This is a genomic window from Pseudomonas sp. PS1(2021), from assembly GCF_020405165.1.
In the GTDB taxonomy this organism is placed as follows: Bacteria; Pseudomonadota; Gammaproteobacteria; order Pseudomonadales; family Pseudomonadaceae; genus Pseudomonas; species Pseudomonas aeruginosa.
This window is the reverse complement of the sequence record NZ_CP084484.1, coordinates 2,813,610-2,827,984: the sequence shown is the minus strand read 5'-3', so window position 1 is coordinate 2,827,984 and position 14,375 is coordinate 2,813,610. Positions and strand designations below refer to the sequence as shown.

Sequence of the window (14,375 nt, the reverse complement as noted above, 5' to 3'; positions counted from 1 at the left end):
GATCAGGGCGTATCCGTCTGCTGGCTTTCCAGCCAGCGCAGGACTTCGGCGGTGGCCTGGATCAGGTCCGCCGGTATGTACTGGTCGACATTGCCGTCGCGCAGCAGCGCCCGTGCCAGCGGAATTCGTTGCAGCACCGGGATTCCTTCTTCCTCGGCGATGCGCCGGACCCTCAGGGCCAGGGCGTCGGTGTGCTTCAGGGTGACCAGCGGCAGGGGCGTTTCGCCGCGTCGATAGCGTATGCCGATGGCGACGTGGGTCGGGTTGGCGACGATCACCGAGGAGCGCCGGACATCCGCGCGCAGGTTGCTCGATTGCAGTTCCTGATGGAATTGCCGGCGCTTGCTCTTGATCTCCGGACTGCCCTCCATCTCCTTGTACTCGCGCTTCACTTCGTCCTTGCTCATGCGCAACTGCTTGTAGTGCTGGTGGCGTTCGAAGGCGTAGTCGGCGACGGCAATCGCCAGGAAGCCGACCGCGCAGACCAGCATCAGTTGCCTGAGCATCAGCCCGCTCACCGGTGCCACGCAGTCCAGCCCGCAGGCGGGAATCCGCAGGAGGCTGGCCAGGTTGCCCTGCAAGGTCAACCAGACCAGCAGGGAGAGCAGGGCGACCTTCAGGGTCGACTTGAGGAACTCCACCAGGCTCCGGATCGAGAAGATCTTCTTCGCGCCCTCCACCGGGTTGATCTTCTTCAGGTCCGGCTTGACGCTGTCGAGGCTGAGCAGGAAACCGTACTGGCCGACATGGCTGAGCACCACCACCAGCGCCGCGACCAGCAGGACCGGCGCCAGCAGGTAGAGGAGCTCCTGGAGAAGGTTCTCCAGGATGGTCTCCAGCGCCTGGCGAAACGGCAGGTCGATGTACTCGGCGGGCAGCAGGAGCAGCTTGCCGAGATGCTCCAGGTAGTAGTCGGAAAAGCCCATCAGCAGCGCCACCAGCGACAGGATCAACGCGCTGGAGACAATTTCCTTGCTCTTCACCACCTGGCCTTGCCGGCGGGCGTCGCGCAACTTCTTCGCCGTGGGCTGCTCGGTCTTCTCGGCGCTCATGGCGTCTCCAGCACGGGACGCAGCAGGTGCAGCGGGTCGACGGCGAGCAGCAGGGCATCGTAGGCGTGCTCCATGAGGATGCCCAGGTAGAGCACCAGCAGCAGGCTGGCCACCAGGCTCTTGATCGGCATGGCGAGGATGAACACGTTCAGCGACGGGGCGAAGCGGCTGACCAGCGCCAGGCCGAACTCGGCGAGGAACATGGCGATCAGCAGCGGCGCGGCGAACAGCGCGCAGAGCATCAGCATCTGCGAGAACTGCGCGTAGAAGAATGCCACCCATTGGCTGCCGAGCTGCGGGAAGAAACTGCTCACCGGCCAACTGGCATAGCTCCTGAACAGCGAGCCGACCAGCGCGAGGAAGGCGCCGCCGGAGAAGAACAGGGTGATCAGCGTCTGCGTCAGCAACAGCCCGGTGGGGCTGGTCTGGCTGCCCAGGCTGGGGTTGAAGGTCGAGGCGAGTGCCGCGCCACGCTGGTTGTCGATGATGAAGCCGGTCGCTTCCATGGCCCAGAAGGGAATGGTGGCGACGAAGCCGATGAGCAGGCCGAGCAGCACTTCCTTGCCGATCAGCAGGGCGATGTCCAGCGCGCCGAGGGCCGGCGGCAGGCTGCCGGCGACGATCGGGTAGGCGAACAGCGCCAGCGAGCAGGCCACGCCGTTGCGCACCAGGCCGCCGCCCAGGGTTTGCTTGGCCAGCACCGGTAGGACCACGAAGCAACTGATGATCCGCGGCAGCAGCAGGCTGTAGGTCAGCAGCAGTTGCTGCAGGTCCTGGACGCTCATCGCACCAGCGGCACCTTCAGCAGGGTCATTTCGGCGAAACGGTACAGCTCGCCGCCCAGCCAGCCGCTGGTGGCGAACAGTACCACCACCACGGCCACCAGCTTGGCGACGAAGCCGAGGGTCTGCTCCTGGATCTGGGTGAGTGCCTGGACCAGCGATACCAGGGTGCCGATCAGGGCCGCGACCAGTACCGGCGGCAGCGACAGGACCAGCACCAGCCACAGGGTCTGGTTGGTGAAGTGGAGGATGTCGGTGCTGCTCATGGTCAGCCTCCGTAGCTGATGACCAGGCCGTGGGTCAGCCGCGCCCAGCCGTCGAGGAGGACGAACAGGAGCAGCTTGAACGGCAGGGAAATGGTCATCGGCGACACCATCATCATGCCCATCGCCAGGAGGATGTTGGAGATGATCAGGTCGATGGCGATGAAGGGCAGGTAGATCAGGAAGCCGATCTCGAACGCACGGGTCAGTTCGCTGACGGTGAAGGCCGGCAGCAGGATCAGCAGGCTGTCCGGGTCGAGCCGCTCGGCGTATTCGCTGGGCCAGACCTGGCGGGTGCTTTCCATGAAGAAGGTGTGTTCGCGCTCCTGGATCTGCCGCTTGAGGAAGTTCCGGTAGGGCGCCATGCCCTCGTCGAGAAAGCGTTCCACCGATGCCGAGTCGCTCAGGCTGACGTCGTGGTTGCGCAGGTAGTCGCGGGTGGCGAAGCCGACCGGTGCCATCACGTACAGGCTGAGGATGATCGCCAGCCCGTACATCGCCATGTTCGGCGGAATCTGCTGGACGCCCAGGGCGTTGCGCAGCAGCGAGAAGACCACGGTCATCTTGATGAAGGAGGTCGCCATCACCGCGATGAACGGGACCAGCGCGAGCAGGGCCAGGCCGAGGATCAGGCCGAGCTCGTCGGGCAACTGGATCATGCTTCGTCGTGTCCGAACAGACGGGTTACGCGCACCCCGAGCCGGTCCTGGAGCCTGACCAGTTCGCCGATACCGAGGCAGCGCTGGTTGGCGAGGATGCGCACTTCGCCGTCCAGGGCACTGTCGAGATCGAGCAGCGAGCCTGGCTGCAGGGTGGAGAGGGTATGCAGGTCCAGGGTGCGGCGGCCGACCTCGAAGCTGACCGGGATCGGCAGTTGGTCGAGTTCGTGCAGGTCCTCGCTGTCGGCGAGGGAGGGGGTGTCGTGCATGTCGAGCAGTTCCAGTTGCGTGGAGTGGAGTTGGCAGCGCGCCCAGGGGCGTCCTTCGAGAACCCCCAGCAGCGCTGCGTCGGGGCGATGACCGGCAGGCAGCAGCAACAGGTCGCCGGGCTCCAGGGTGCGCAGCTCGCTGGCGTCCAGCGGCAGGCCGGGCCATTGCAGCGACAGGCGCAGCGGTATGGCCAGGCGTTGCGTCGAGGGGCGCGGCGGCAGGCGTGCCAGCAGCGTCGCGGGATCGCCGTCGAGCCAGAGCGCCAGGCGCTGGTCGTCGCGTTCCAGGCTCAGGCGCAGGCCCATCGCAGCGCGTGGTTGCGCCGGGCTCAGGCCGTACCAGACCAGGCCGGGAAAGACGTTGCCTTCGCGCTCCAGCAAGGCCAGTTGCAGGGCCGCCGGCAGGCTGGCGAAGGCTGCCTCCTGCAGGTTCGGCGCGAGCCAGCGGGCCAGCGCCGGGGCCTGGCAGAGAAAGCGCAGGGGCAGGCCGTCCCACGCCAGGCTCAGTTCGAGATCGACGTCGGGGGCGGCCTGGGCGATGTCCAGGCGCGCTTGCAAAGCGTTGCCGACATAGTGGCGACGGCAACGTGCGAGACGTCGCTGGAGATCCAGTTCGGCGCGGCTGGCGAGCGGCAGGTCGAGGTCCGCACCGTTCATTCGGCTTGCCACTCTTCATGCAGGTAGCGACGTTGCCGCGAGCGCTGACCGCTGTCCTGCTGCTGATTGAAGGTGAGTTGCACCGGTTGTTCCGGATGCAGCCGTTGCAGGCGTTCGAGCAACTCGCCACGGGCTTGCTGGAGCAACGCCAGGCTGCCGGGGCTGGCACTGATCTCGATCTGCAACTGGCCATGGCCATGCAGGACCTGCACCTCCACGGCGCCGAGCTGGGGCAGTTGTACCTGCAGGCGCGCCGCATGGCTTTCGGCTGCGCTGGCGACCTGGATGCGCCCCTGCACGGCATCGAGCAGGCGCGCGAGATCGGCCAGCGGCAGTGGCCGGCTCCCGCTCGATGCCAGCAGGCGTGCCAGCAGGCGGTCGCCGGGGGTTTGCATGGCAGGCAGTGGCACAGGCGCTTGGTCGTCGGGGGGCAGTGCGGATGGATCGGTTTCTCCGGGTTGCCGACGCTCCTCTCCGCGGCCTTCGCCGCCCGCTGTCGGCGCGGGCGGCGAAGCCTGGGCACTGGCCTGCGCCGTGGGCGCGACCTCGGCTGCGGCTTTCGCCGGGAAGCCGGGGCCGGGCTGCGGCCGCTCATGCGTCCGACCTGCGATTTGCGGGTGGGAGGACACCGGCACCAGCGGCGGTTCGTCGACCGGAGGCGCCGAAACGCTGGCCGGCTCCCGGGCTTGCGTGGACGCCGCGACGCGCGCGGAGACCGCCGGCGCTTGCCGTGCTACCGATCCGGACGGAGACACTGTTGGCGTTGGCGTTGGCGTTGGCGTTGGCGTTGGCGTTGGCGTTGGCGTTGGCGTTGCGTCCGCGGCAACTGGCACGGGGGCTTGCCGAGTGGTCGGCGGCCGGTCGGCGGCAGGCGCCGCGGGCTGGTCGGCGAGAGGCGTCGAGGTCGGCGCGTCGGCTGTCGCGGCGGGCTCTTCGGCCTCTGTCGTTTCGTCGCCCTTGTCGAACGGTGGCCTGGGCGCCGGCGGTCGGTGCGCGGGCAGGGCCTGTTCGAAGGCGATCTGCTGCGCGCGCAGCGGCGGAAGGGGGGCAGGGGTGTCGGACGACACGAGCGGAGCCGTATCCACGGCGTTCAGCTTGAGCATGGCCAGGTCTCGTGGCGGGTGAATTCTTCCAGTTCGCCTTCCTCGCTGCGTTCGCGCAGCCCCTGGCGCTCGGCGTCGACGTGGCGCTCCAGTTCGGCGAACTTCTCCAGTTGCCGCTGGCGTTCCAGCAGTTCTCGCCGGCACTGCCGCAGGCGCTCGCGCTCCCCTTCGAGGCGCTGCGCGGTCTCGGCGCAGTCCTGTTCCAGGCCGGCTTCCTTTTCCCGCAGCAGTCCTACCTGCTGCTGCCAGGCTTCCAGGCGCCGGCGGTCGAGCATGGCCGCCTGGCAGGCGAGAAACAGCCGTTGCTCTTCGGCCAGTCGCCAGTCGCGGTAGTCCCGTTGCGCCGCCTGGCGCTCGGTGTGTTCCTGCGCCGCGGCGCGAACCCGTAGCAATTGGCGGCCCTGGGCGCGCTCGGCCCGGTCCAGGCGCAGGCGTCGGACGCGCAACAGCAGCGCCAGGCTCATGCGCAGAGGCTCCGCAACTGCGCGCAGGCCTGTGCGTAATCGCTGGTTTCGTGGGTACCCTGGCGCAGCCACTGGCGGATCGCCCCGATCTTCTCGATGGCCTGGTCGGCTTCGCTGTCCTGGCCTTTCTGGTATTCGCCGATCTTCAGCAGCAACTCGACTTCCTCGTACTTCGCCAGCCATTCGCGCAAGCGTCCGGCCGCATGGCGCTGATCGTCGTCGACGATCTGGTTCATGACCCGGCTCACCGAGTGCAGCACGTCGATGGCCGGATAGTGGTTGGCGGCGGCCAGCTTGCGCGACAGCACGATGTGCCCGTCGAGAATCGAGCGGGTCTCGTCGGCCACCGGCTCGCTCATGTCGTCGCCTTCCACCAGTACGGTGTAGAGCGCGGTGATCGAGCCCCGCTCGGATTGCCCGGCACGCTCCATCAGGCGTGGCAGCGCGGCGAACACCGAGGGCGGGTAGCCGCGGCGGGTGGGCGGTTCACCGGCCGCCAGGCCGATTTCGCGCTGGGCCCTGGCGAAGCGGGTCAGCGAGTCCATCAGCAGCAGGACGCGGCGACCCTGATCGCGGAAATACTCGGCGATGCTGGTGGCGACGAAACCGGCCTTGGCGCGTTCCATCGCCGGTCGGTCGGAGGTGGCGACCACCAGCACCGAGCGGCGCAGCCCCTGTTCGCCGAGGTCGCTTTCGATGAACTCGCGGACTTCGCGACCGCGTTCGCCGACCAGGGCGAGTACCGTCACATCCACCTCGGCATTGCGCACCAGGCTGGCCAGCAGGGTGCTCTTGCCGCCGCCGGCGGCAGCGAAAATGCCCATGCGCTGGCCTTCGCCGCAGGTCAGCAGGCCGTCGATGGCGCGCACACCCAGCGATAGCGGCCGCTCTATCAGGCGCCGGCTCATCGGCGGCGGGGCATCCCGGTAGACCGGATACCAGGCCGCCGGCTCGGCCGGCGGGCTGCCGTCGAAGGGGCGGCCGAGGCCGTCGAGCACCTGCCCGAGCAGGTGCTCGCCGACCGCCACGCGATGCATGCCGCCGGTAGGGCTGACTTCGGTGTTGGAGGAAACCCCGAGCATCTCGCCGAGCGGGGTGAGCAGCGCCTGGTGCTGCTGGAAGCCGATGACCTCGGCGAGCAGCGCCAGGCTCTGGTCGGGATTGCGCAACTGGCAGAGTTCGCCGATGCGCACGCCGGGCACCACGGCCTTGAGCAGGGTTCCGGTGACCTGGGTGACCCGCCCGCGGATCTGGATCGGCCGGCAGCCTTCGATGGCGTGGCGCATCCGGACGATGAGAGGAGAGAGAGGCGCGGGCATGGCGGGTCGGTTCGGCTGGAGTCGGCGCGCACTATAGAGAAAGCCTCGCGCGACGAATTTCAGTGCCAGCCGGGAGTTTTTAGAAATCGGTTGCCGCCGCGGCTAAAAAAAACCGGCCGATATTGGCATCGGCGGCACCGGGCCGGTTCCTATACTGCGCCGCCTTTGCAGACCAGGAACCACAGCCACGATGGACATCCTCCAGAGTTCCTCCGCCGCGCCCCTCGCGCCGCGGGAAGCGGCCAACGCCCCCGCGCAGCAGGCCGGCGGCAGCTTCCAGGGCGAGCGCGTCCACTACGTCTCCGTTTCGCAGTCGCTGGCCGATGCCGCGGAAGAGCTGACCTTCGCCTTTTCCGAGCGCGCCGAGAAATCCCTGGCCAAGCGCCGCCTGAGCGACGCCCATGCGCGCCTGAGCGAAGTCCAGGCCATGCTGCAGGAGTACTGGAAGCGCATTCCGGACCTGGAAAGCCAGCAGAAGCTCGAGGCGCTGATCGCCCACCTGGGCAGCGGTCAACTGAGCAGCCTGGCGCAGCTCAGCGCTTACCTGGAGGGCTTCTCCAGCGAGATCAGCCAGCGCTTCCTGGCGCTGTCGCGGGCGCGCGACGTCCTGGCCGGGCGGCCGGAGGCGCGGGCGATGCTGGCGCTGGTCGACCAGGCGTTGCTGCGGATGGCCGACGAGCAGGGCCTGGAGATCGAACTCGGCCTGCGCATCGAGCCGCTGGCCGCCGAGGCTTCCGCCGCCGGTGTCGGCGATATCCAGGCGCTGCGCGATACCTACCGTGACGCAGTACTCGACTACCGGGGCCTGTCGGCGGCCTGGCAGGACATCCAGGCGCGCTTCGCCGCGACGCCGCTGGAGCGGGTCGTGGCCTTCCTGCAGAAAGCCCTGAGCGCCGACCTGGACAGTCAGTCGAGCCGGCTCGATCCGGTGAAGCTGGAGCGGGTCATGAGCGACATGCACAAGCTGCGCGTGCTCGGCGGCCTGGCGGAGCAGGTGGGGGCGCTCTGGCAGGTGCTGGTGACGGGGGAGCGGGGCCATGGCATACGGGCCTTCTGAATTGACCGGCGCAGTCATCGCCTTGCTCGAGAAGCGCTGGGTCGGCGTCGCCGAGGTGCAGGCGTTGCTCGAGCCGTTGCCGCTGGCCGACGTCGCCCGGCAGATCCATTTCTTCCGCGAACTGAAGCGTCTCTACCGCCTGTTGCCGGTCGAAGTGTTCGGCGACGACGAGCAGCGCCAGAATCTTTTGAATGCCTGCCAGATGGCACTCGACCTGGCGATCGAGCGCGAAGAGGAGCAGCAGCATGGACTGGGTTGAGCTGGCCGTCGCGCAGTTCTGCCAGGACCTGCGGGTGAGCGTACCGGCGCCGTTGGCGCGCGTGGTGCAACTGGATTTCGAGGACAGCGGCACCTTGCAGCTGGAACGCCATGGCGAACAGTTGTCGCTCTGGCTGGCCTGTGACCTGGCCTGGCACCAGGCCTATCGCGGCACCCTGCGGGCGTTGCGCCTGTGCCATGCGCGCGCGGCCGGGAGCCTGCCGCTGCGTTGCGCCTGGAGCGGCGAATCGCGCCTGCTGCTGTGCATCACCCTGGAAGCCCGGCAGGTCGGCATGCCGACGCTGCACCAGGCCTTGCAGGCGCTGCGCTCGGCGCGCAGCGAAGTGCTCGCCGCATGAGCCGGGTCGGTGCCTGGCACATCGGCATCGAACGGCTCGACCTGGCGCATGCCGAGCCGTTCGCACCGCCCCTGCCGGAGCGCCATCTGCTGGCGCCCGACGGCCGGCCGGTGGAGACCCACGTCGCCAGCCTGTATCCCGCGCAGCAGGCGCAACAGCGCCTGTTCGACTACGCCCGGCCACAGCTGGAGTTGCACGGCCTGCTGCGCCCCGGCGACTTCCGCCGGGCGCTGCGCGATCTCCGCCTGGCCCTCACGCTGCCCCGCCAGCCGGCCCTGCAGGCCGCGGCCTGCCTGCTCGGCGAGCGCGATGAAGACGAGCGACTGCTGCAAATGGCCCTGAACCTGTTGCACAAGGTATGAATCGATGACGTTGAAACCGACGCAACAGCGCCTGTTGCTGATGCTGGGCTGGTTGCACCTGCAATGCGGCCAGCCGCGACGCGCCCAGGTGTTGCTGGAGGCCTTGCTGAGCGTTGCGCCGGAGCGCCGCGACGGGCGCCGTGCCTTGCTCCTGGCGTTGCTCCAGCAAGGCCTCGGCGAGCCCGCCGTGCGCCTGTGCCGGCAGTTGCAGGAGGATGGCGAGGAGGAGCCCGGTCTGTGGCGTTGCCTGAGCCGTGCCGAACAGCTCGCCGGGCGTCTCGACGCGGCGCGTGCCGCGCACGCCCGGGCGCTGGAGCTGGAGGCGCGGGAATGAACGACCTGAGCGGGCTTCTCGGCCGGGTCGGCGAGCGCAAGGACATCCTGCTGGTGGTGTTGCTGCTGGCGGTGGTGTTCATGATGGTGCTGCCGCTGCCACCGCTGCTGCTGGACATCCTCATCGCCGTCAACATCACCATCTCCGTGGTCCTGCTGATGATGTCGGTGTACATCGGCTCGCCGTTGCAGTTCTCGGTGTTCCCGGCGGTGCTGCTGATCACCACGCTGTTCCGCCTGGCGCTGTCGGTGAGCACCACGCGGATGATCCTGCTGCAGGCCGACGCGGGGCAGATCGTCAACACCTTCGGCAGCTTCGTGGTCGGCGGCAACCTGGTGGTGGGCATCATCATCTTCCTGATCATCACCATCGTGCAGTTCCTGGTGATCACCAAGGGTGCCGAGCGGGTCGCCGAGGTCAGCGCGCGCTTTTCCCTGGATGCCATGCCGGGCAAGCAGATGAGCATCGACGGCGACATGCGTGCCGGCGTGATCGATGTCAACGAGGCGCGGGCGCGGCGCGCGGTGATCGAAAAGGAAAGCCAGATGTTCGGCTCCATGGACGGCGCGATGAAGTTCGTCAAGGGCGACGCCATCGCCGGGCTGATCATCATCGTCGTCAACATCCTCGGCGGCATCGCCATCGGCGTCACGCAGAAGGGCCTGAGCACCGCCGACGCGCTGCAACTGTACGCGGTGCTGACCGTCGGCGATGGCATGGTCTCGCAGGTGCCGGCGTTGCTGATCGCCATCACCGCCGGGATCATCGTCACCCGGGTGTCTTCCGACGAATCGGCGGACCTCGGCAGCGACATCGGCGAACAGGTGGTGGCGCAGCCCAAGGCGCTGCTGATCGGCGGCCTGTTGCTGGTGCTGTTCGGCCTGATTCCCGGTTTCCCGACCCTGACCTTCCTGGTTCTCGCGCTGCTGGTCGGCGGCGGCGGCTACTTCATGCTCTGGCGCCAGCGGGCCCAGGCCAGCGCCGGTTCCCGCGACCTGCCGGCGCTGCTCGCGCAGGGCGCCGGAGCGCCATCGGCCAAGGCGCGTGGCAAGGCTGGCGGCGGCAAGCCGAAGGCCGGGCGTCTCGCCGAGCAGGAAGAATTCGCCCTCACCGTGCCGTTGCTGATCGACGTCGATGCCAGCCTCCAGGAACGTCTCGAGGCGATGTCGCTGAACGAGGAGCTGGTGCGGGTACGACGCGCGCTGTACCTGGATTTCGGCGTGCCGTTCCCGGGTATCCACTTGCGCTTCAACGAAGCGATGGGCGATGGCGAATACCTGGTGCAGCTACAGGAGGTCCCGGTCGCGCGCGGATGCCTGCGGCCGGGCTGGTTGCTGGTGCGCGAACGCGCCGCGCAGCTGGAACTGCTCGCGGTCCCCCACGAGCCGGCAGAGCTGCAGGTGCCGGGAGAAGAGGCGAGCTGGGTGGAGCAGGCGCATCAGGATCGCCTGGAGCGTTCCGGCTGTGCCTGCCTGGGCCTGGAGCAGGTGCTCACCTGGCACCTGTCCCATGTGCTGCGGGAGTACGCCGAGGATTTCATCGGCATCCAGGAGACGCGCTACCTGCTGGAGCAGATGGAGCAGGGTTACGGCGAGCTGGTGAAGGAGGCGCAGCGGATCGTTCCCCTGCAGCGGATGACCGAGATTCTCCAGCGCCTGGTCGGCGAGGACATCTCGATCCGCAACATGCGGGCGATCCTCGAGGCGATGGTGGAGTGGGGGCAGAAGGAGAAGGACGTGGTGCAGCTCACCGAGTACATCCGCAGCAGCCTCAAGCGCTACATCTGCTACAAGTACTCCAGCGGCAACAATATCCTTCCCGCCTATCTGCTGGACCAGGCGGTGGAGGAGCAGATCCGCGGTGGCATCCGCCAGACCAGCGCCGGCAGCTACCTGGCCCTCGACCCGGCGATAACCCAGGCCTTCCTCGAGCGCGTGCGGCAGACCGTCGGCGATCTCGCGCAGATGCAGAACCGGCCGGTGCTGATCGTTTCCATGGATATCCGCCGCTACGTGCGCAAGTTGGTGGAGAGCGACTATGCCGGGCTGCCGGTGCTGTCCTACCAGGAGCTGACCCAGCAGATCAACATCCAGCCGCTTGGCAGGATCGTGTTGTGAGCGCCGATCCGCTGATTCCCTGGTTTCTCGCCCGCGGCCTGGCGGTGCGTCCGCATTGCCTGCGCGACACCTCGATCGCGCTCGGCTGGCAGGTCCTGGCCCATGGCTGCGAACTGGCCTGGCGCTGCGACGGCGAGCGGGTCTGGATCGTGATGTTGCGTCGGCGGCAGGCGCGCAGCGGATTGGCCAATCCATTCGCCGCGCTGTACCTGCTGGCGGAGGCCACGCTCGATACGCTGGGGCCGCGCCAGCGTCTCTACGGCAAGGTCCTGGCGCTGGCCGGCAGCCCACTGCCTGGCGAGCGCATGGCGCGCTTCTATCGCCGCTGGACCGGCGCCGCCGAGCCCGCCGACGGCTGGTTCGAGCTGGAGGCCGGGCGGGTGGTGACGCAGCGAAGCCTGCGAAAACGACAAAAACCCGACCGTGCCTGACAGGCTCCGGCAACGTCGATCCCTACCATGGGCGACATGAACGAATACACCGAAGACACCCTGCGGGCGACCGTCCAGGCCGCCGAACTGGCGATTCGCGACAGCGAGGAACGCGGCCGCCTGCTGGCGGAAATGTGGCAAGGCCTGGGGCTTGCCGCGGACGCCGGCGAGCTGCTGTTCCAGGCGCCGGAGCGAGAGCTGGCGCGAGCTGCCGAAGAGGAGCTGCTGGCCGAACTGCGGCGCATGCGCAGTTCCCAGCCGACGCAGGGCGAGCAGGGTACCCGGCCGCGGCGTCCGACGCCGATGCGTGGCTTGTTGATCTGAGGAATCACGATGGAAGTCAGAAACCTTAATGCCGCTCGCGAGCTGTTCCTGGACGAGCTCCTGGCCGCGTCGGCGGCGCCTGCCAGTGCCGAGCAGGAGGAACTGCTGGCCCTGTTGCGCAGCGAGCGGATCGTGCTGGCCCACGCCGGCCAGCCGCTGAGCGAGGCGCAAGTGCTCAAGGCGCTCGCCTGGTTGCTCGCGGCCAATCCGTCCGCGCCTCCGGGGCAGGGCCTCGAGGTACTCCGCGAAGTCCTGCAGGCACGTCGGCAGCCCGGTGCGCAGTGGGATCTGCGCGAGTTCCTGGTGTCGGCCTATTTCAGCCTGCACGGGCGTCTCGACGAGGATGTCATCGGTGTCTACAAGGATGTCCTGCAGACCCAGGACGGCAAGCGCAAGGCGCTGCTCGACGAGCTCAAGGCGCTGACCGCGGAGTTGAAGGTCTACAGCGTGATCCAGTCGCAGATCAACGCCGCGCTGTCGGCCAAGCAGGGCATCAGGATCGACGCTGGCGGTATCGATCTGGTCGACCCCACGCTCTATGGCTATGCCGTCGGCGATCCCAGGTGGAAGGACAGCCCCGAGTATGCGCTGCTGAGCAATCTGGATACCTTCAGCGGCAAGCTGTCGATCAAGGATTTTCTCAGCGGCTCGCCGAAGCAGAGCGGGGAGCTCAAGGGCCTCAGCGATGAGTACCCCTTCGAGAAGGACAACAACCCGGTCGGCAATTTCGCCACCACGGTGAGCGACCGCTCGCGTCCGCTGAACGACAAGGTCAACGAGAAGACCACCCTGCTCAACGACACCAGCTCCCGCTACAACTCGGCGGTCGAGGCGCTCAACCGCTTCATCCAGAAATACGACAGCGTCCTGCGCGACATTCTCAGCGCGATCTAGAGGTATCCATGAACCAGCAAGCGACCCCTTCCGACACCGACCAGCAACAGGCGCTGGAGGCCTTCCTGCGCGACGGCGGCACCCTGGCGATGCTTCGCGGACTCAGCGAGGACACCCTGGAGCAGCTCTATGCGCTGGGCTTCAACCAGTACCAGGCGGGCAAGTGGGACGACGCGCAGAAGATCTTCCAGGCACTGTGCATGCTCGACCACTACGACGCCCGCTACTTTCTCGGTCTGGGCGCCTGCCGCCAGTCCCTCGGTCTCTATGAGCAGGCCCTGCAGAGCTACAGCTACGGCGCGCTGATGGACATCAACGAGCCGCGCTTTCCCTTCCATGCCGCCGAGTGCCACCTGCAACTGGGTGATCTCGACGGAGCCGAGAGTGGCTTCTACTCGGCCCGGGCCCTGGCCGCGGCACAGCCGGTGCACGAGGCCCTGGCCGCGCGTGCCGGCGCCATGTTGGAAGCCGTAACCGCGAGAAAGGATCGAACATATGAATCCGATAACGCTTGAACGCGCCGGACTGCCCTACGGGGTGGCCGACGCCGGGGATATCCCGGCGCTCGGCAGGCCGGTCGCGAGGGATGTCGAGAGTCTGCGGGTGGAGCGCCTGGCGGCGCCGGCTGCGGCTTCCGCGAGCGGCACGGGGGTGGCGCTGACGCCGCCGTCCGCAGCCAGCCAGCAGCGCCTGGAGGTCGCCAATCGTGCGGAGATCGCCAGCCTGGTGCAAGCAGTGGGCGAGGATGTCGGACTGGCGCGGCAGGTTGTGCTGGCCGGCGCTTCGACGCTGTTGTCCGCCGGCCTGATGTCGCCGCAGGCGTTCGAGATCGAGCTGGCGAAAATCACCGGCGAAGTCGAGAACCAGCAGAAGAAACTCAAGCTGACCGAAATCGAGCAGGCGCGAAAGCAGAACCTGCAGAAGATGGAGGACAACCAGCAGAAGATCAGGGAATCGGAAGAAGCCGCGAAAGAAGCCCAGAAGTCCGGTCTGGCAGCCAAAATCTTTGGTTGGATCAGTGCAATAGCTTCGATCATCGTCGGCGCAATCATGGTGGCAACCGGCGTCGGCGCGGCCGCGGGTGCACTGATGATCGCGGGCGGTGTCATGGGAGTGGTCTCCCAGTCGGTACAGCAGGCAGCCGCGGACGGATTGATCAGCAAGGAAGTGATGGAAAAGCTCGGCCCGGCACTGATGGGTATCGAGATCGCCGTCGCGCTGCTGGCGGCGGTGGTCAGCTTCGGCGGCTCAGCGGTCGGCGGGCTGGCCAGACTGGGAGCGAAGATCGGCGGCAAGGCGGCCGAGATGACCGCCAGCCTGGCGAGCAAGGTCGCCGACCTGGGCGGCAAGTTCGGCAGTTTGGCCGGCCAATCGCTGTCGCACTCGCTGAAACTCGGCGTGCAGGTTTCCGACCTGACCCTGGACGTCGCCAACGGCGCGGCCCAGGCCACTCATTCGGGATTCCAGGCGAAGGCCGCGAACCGCCAGGCCGACGTGCAGGAATCGCGTGCCGACCTGACCACCCTGCAGGGCGTGATCGAGCGCCTGAAGGAAGAGCTGAGCCGCATGCTGGAAGCATTCCAGGAAATCATGGAGCGGATCTTCGCCATGCTCCAGGCCAAGGGTGAAACCCTGCACAACCTGTCCAGCCGACCGGCAGCGATCTGAGGA

At 67.6% G+C, this 14,375-nt stretch carries 19 protein-coding genes; 11 read left to right on the top strand and 8 right to left on the bottom strand.

The window, feature by feature from the left end:
• Positions 1 to 2 precede the first annotated feature (2 nt).
• From pscU to pscN, 8 genes are read right to left on the bottom strand one after another with little or no spacing between them, the layout of a single operon-like run.
• Positions 3 to 1,052, bottom strand: a complete 1,050-nt coding sequence (pscU, locus tag LE197_RS13530; RefSeq protein ID WP_003103203.1) for a SctU family type III secretion system export apparatus subunit PscU — start codon at positions 1,050 to 1,052, stop codon at positions 3 to 5.
• Positions 1,049 to 1,837, bottom strand: coding sequence for a SctT family type III secretion system export apparatus subunit PscT (pscT, locus tag LE197_RS13525; RefSeq protein ID WP_023108982.1), 789 nt, complete (start codon positions 1,835 to 1,837; stop codon positions 1,049 to 1,051). The genes pscU and pscT overlap by 4 nt, the downstream gene beginning before the upstream one ends.
• Positions 1,834 to 2,100 (bottom strand): SctS family type III secretion system export apparatus subunit PscS, encoded by a 267-nt coding sequence (pscS, locus tag LE197_RS13520; RefSeq protein WP_023108981.1) that lies wholly within the window; start codon positions 2,098 to 2,100, stop codon positions 1,834 to 1,836. The genes pscT and pscS overlap by 4 nt, the downstream gene beginning before the upstream one ends.
• 2 nt (positions 2,101 to 2,102) lie before the next feature.
• Positions 2,103 to 2,756 (bottom strand): SctR family type III secretion system export apparatus subunit PscR, encoded by a 654-nt coding sequence (pscR, locus tag LE197_RS13515; RefSeq protein ID WP_003087674.1) that lies wholly within the window; start codon positions 2,754 to 2,756, stop codon positions 2,103 to 2,105.
• Positions 2,753 to 3,682: a SctQ family type III secretion system cytoplasmic ring protein PscQ gene (gene pscQ / locus LE197_RS13510; protein WP_023108980.1), complete on the bottom strand. Its 930-nt coding sequence runs from the start codon at positions 3,680 to 3,682 to the stop codon at positions 2,753 to 2,755. The genes pscR and pscQ overlap by 4 nt, the downstream gene beginning before the upstream one ends.
• On the bottom strand, positions 3,679 to 4,785 hold the full coding sequence (gene pscP, locus LE197_RS13505) for a type III secretion system needle length determinant PscP (protein WP_073651162.1): 1,107 nt from the start codon (positions 4,783 to 4,785) through the stop codon (positions 3,679 to 3,681). The genes pscQ and pscP overlap by 4 nt, the downstream gene beginning before the upstream one ends.
• A complete protein-coding gene (gene pscO / locus LE197_RS13500; protein ID WP_003109497.1) occupies positions 4,773 to 5,249 on the bottom strand; it encodes a type III secretion system central stalk protein PscO in 477 nt (158 codons plus the stop codon). Before pscO ends, pscP begins: the two co-directional genes overlap by 13 nt.
• A complete protein-coding gene (pscN, locus tag LE197_RS13495; RefSeq protein WP_019371912.1) occupies positions 5,246 to 6,568 on the bottom strand; it encodes a SctN family type III secretion system ATPase PscN in 1,323 nt (440 codons plus the stop codon). Before pscN ends, pscO begins: the two co-directional genes overlap by 4 nt.
• Before the next feature lie 190 nt (positions 6,569 to 6,758).
• Between pscN and popN the strand changes: the two genes are divergently transcribed.
• The 11 genes from popN to popB are packed head-to-tail and all read left to right on the top strand — an operon-like array spanning position 6,759 to position 14,372.
• Positions 6,759 to 7,625 (top strand): SctW family type III secretion system gatekeeper subunit PopN, encoded by an 867-nt coding sequence (popN, locus tag LE197_RS13490; RefSeq protein ID WP_003087692.1) that lies wholly within the window; start codon positions 6,759 to 6,761, stop codon positions 7,623 to 7,625.
• Positions 7,606 to 7,884, top strand: a complete 279-nt coding sequence (pcr1, locus tag LE197_RS13485) for an Acr1 family type III secretion system gatekeeper subunit Pcr1 (protein WP_003087693.1) — start codon at positions 7,606 to 7,608, stop codon at positions 7,882 to 7,884. Before popN ends, pcr1 begins: the two co-directional genes overlap by 20 nt.
• Positions 7,871 to 8,242 (top strand): type III secretion chaperone SycN, encoded by a 372-nt coding sequence (sycN, locus tag LE197_RS13480; protein WP_003113546.1) that lies wholly within the window; start codon positions 7,871 to 7,873, stop codon positions 8,240 to 8,242. The genes pcr1 and sycN overlap by 14 nt, the downstream gene beginning before the upstream one ends.
• Positions 8,239 to 8,604, top strand: a complete 366-nt coding sequence (gene pscX, locus LE197_RS13475) for a type III secretion system protein PscX (protein WP_023085089.1) — start codon at positions 8,239 to 8,241, stop codon at positions 8,602 to 8,604. Before sycN ends, pscX begins: the two co-directional genes overlap by 4 nt.
• A 4-nt stretch (positions 8,605 to 8,608) precedes the next feature.
• Positions 8,609 to 8,938, top strand: a complete 330-nt coding sequence (gene pscY, locus LE197_RS13470) for a type III secretion system chaperone PscY (protein ID WP_003113547.1) — start codon at positions 8,609 to 8,611, stop codon at positions 8,936 to 8,938.
• The gene (gene pcrD / locus LE197_RS13465) at positions 8,935 to 11,055 is read left to right on the top strand and encodes a SctV family type III secretion system export apparatus subunit PcrD (RefSeq protein WP_023108979.1); all 2,121 of its coding nucleotides are present in this window, start codon (positions 8,935 to 8,937) and stop codon (positions 11,053 to 11,055) included. Before pscY ends, pcrD begins: the two co-directional genes overlap by 4 nt.
• Positions 11,052 to 11,486 (top strand): LcrR family type III secretion system chaperone PcrR, encoded by a 435-nt coding sequence (gene pcrR / locus LE197_RS13460; RefSeq protein WP_003100791.1) that lies wholly within the window; start codon positions 11,052 to 11,054, stop codon positions 11,484 to 11,486. Before pcrD ends, pcrR begins: the two co-directional genes overlap by 4 nt.
• Before the next feature lie 27 nt (positions 11,487 to 11,513).
• On the top strand, positions 11,514 to 11,810 hold the full coding sequence (gene pcrG, locus LE197_RS13455) for an LcrG family type III secretion system chaperone PcrG (RefSeq protein WP_003100790.1): 297 nt from the start codon (positions 11,514 to 11,516) through the stop codon (positions 11,808 to 11,810).
• A gap of 9 nt (positions 11,811 to 11,819) precedes the next feature.
• Positions 11,820 to 12,704 carry a type III secretion system needle tip protein PcrV gene (gene pcrV, locus LE197_RS13450; protein ID WP_003100789.1) on the top strand — a complete coding sequence of 295 codons (885 nt, stop codon included), beginning with the start codon at positions 11,820 to 11,822 and terminating at the stop codon, positions 12,702 to 12,704.
• Between the two features lie 8 nt (positions 12,705 to 12,712).
• Positions 12,713 to 13,219: a SycD/LcrH family type III secretion system chaperone PcrH gene (gene pcrH / locus LE197_RS13445; RefSeq protein WP_023108978.1), complete on the top strand. Its 507-nt coding sequence runs from the start codon at positions 12,713 to 12,715 to the stop codon at positions 13,217 to 13,219.
• Positions 13,200 to 14,372: a type III secretion system translocon subunit PopB gene (gene popB, locus LE197_RS13440; RefSeq protein ID WP_004342870.1), complete on the top strand. Its 1,173-nt coding sequence runs from the start codon at positions 13,200 to 13,202 to the stop codon at positions 14,370 to 14,372. Before pcrH ends, popB begins: the two co-directional genes overlap by 20 nt.
• Positions 14,373 to 14,375 lie beyond the last annotated feature (3 nt).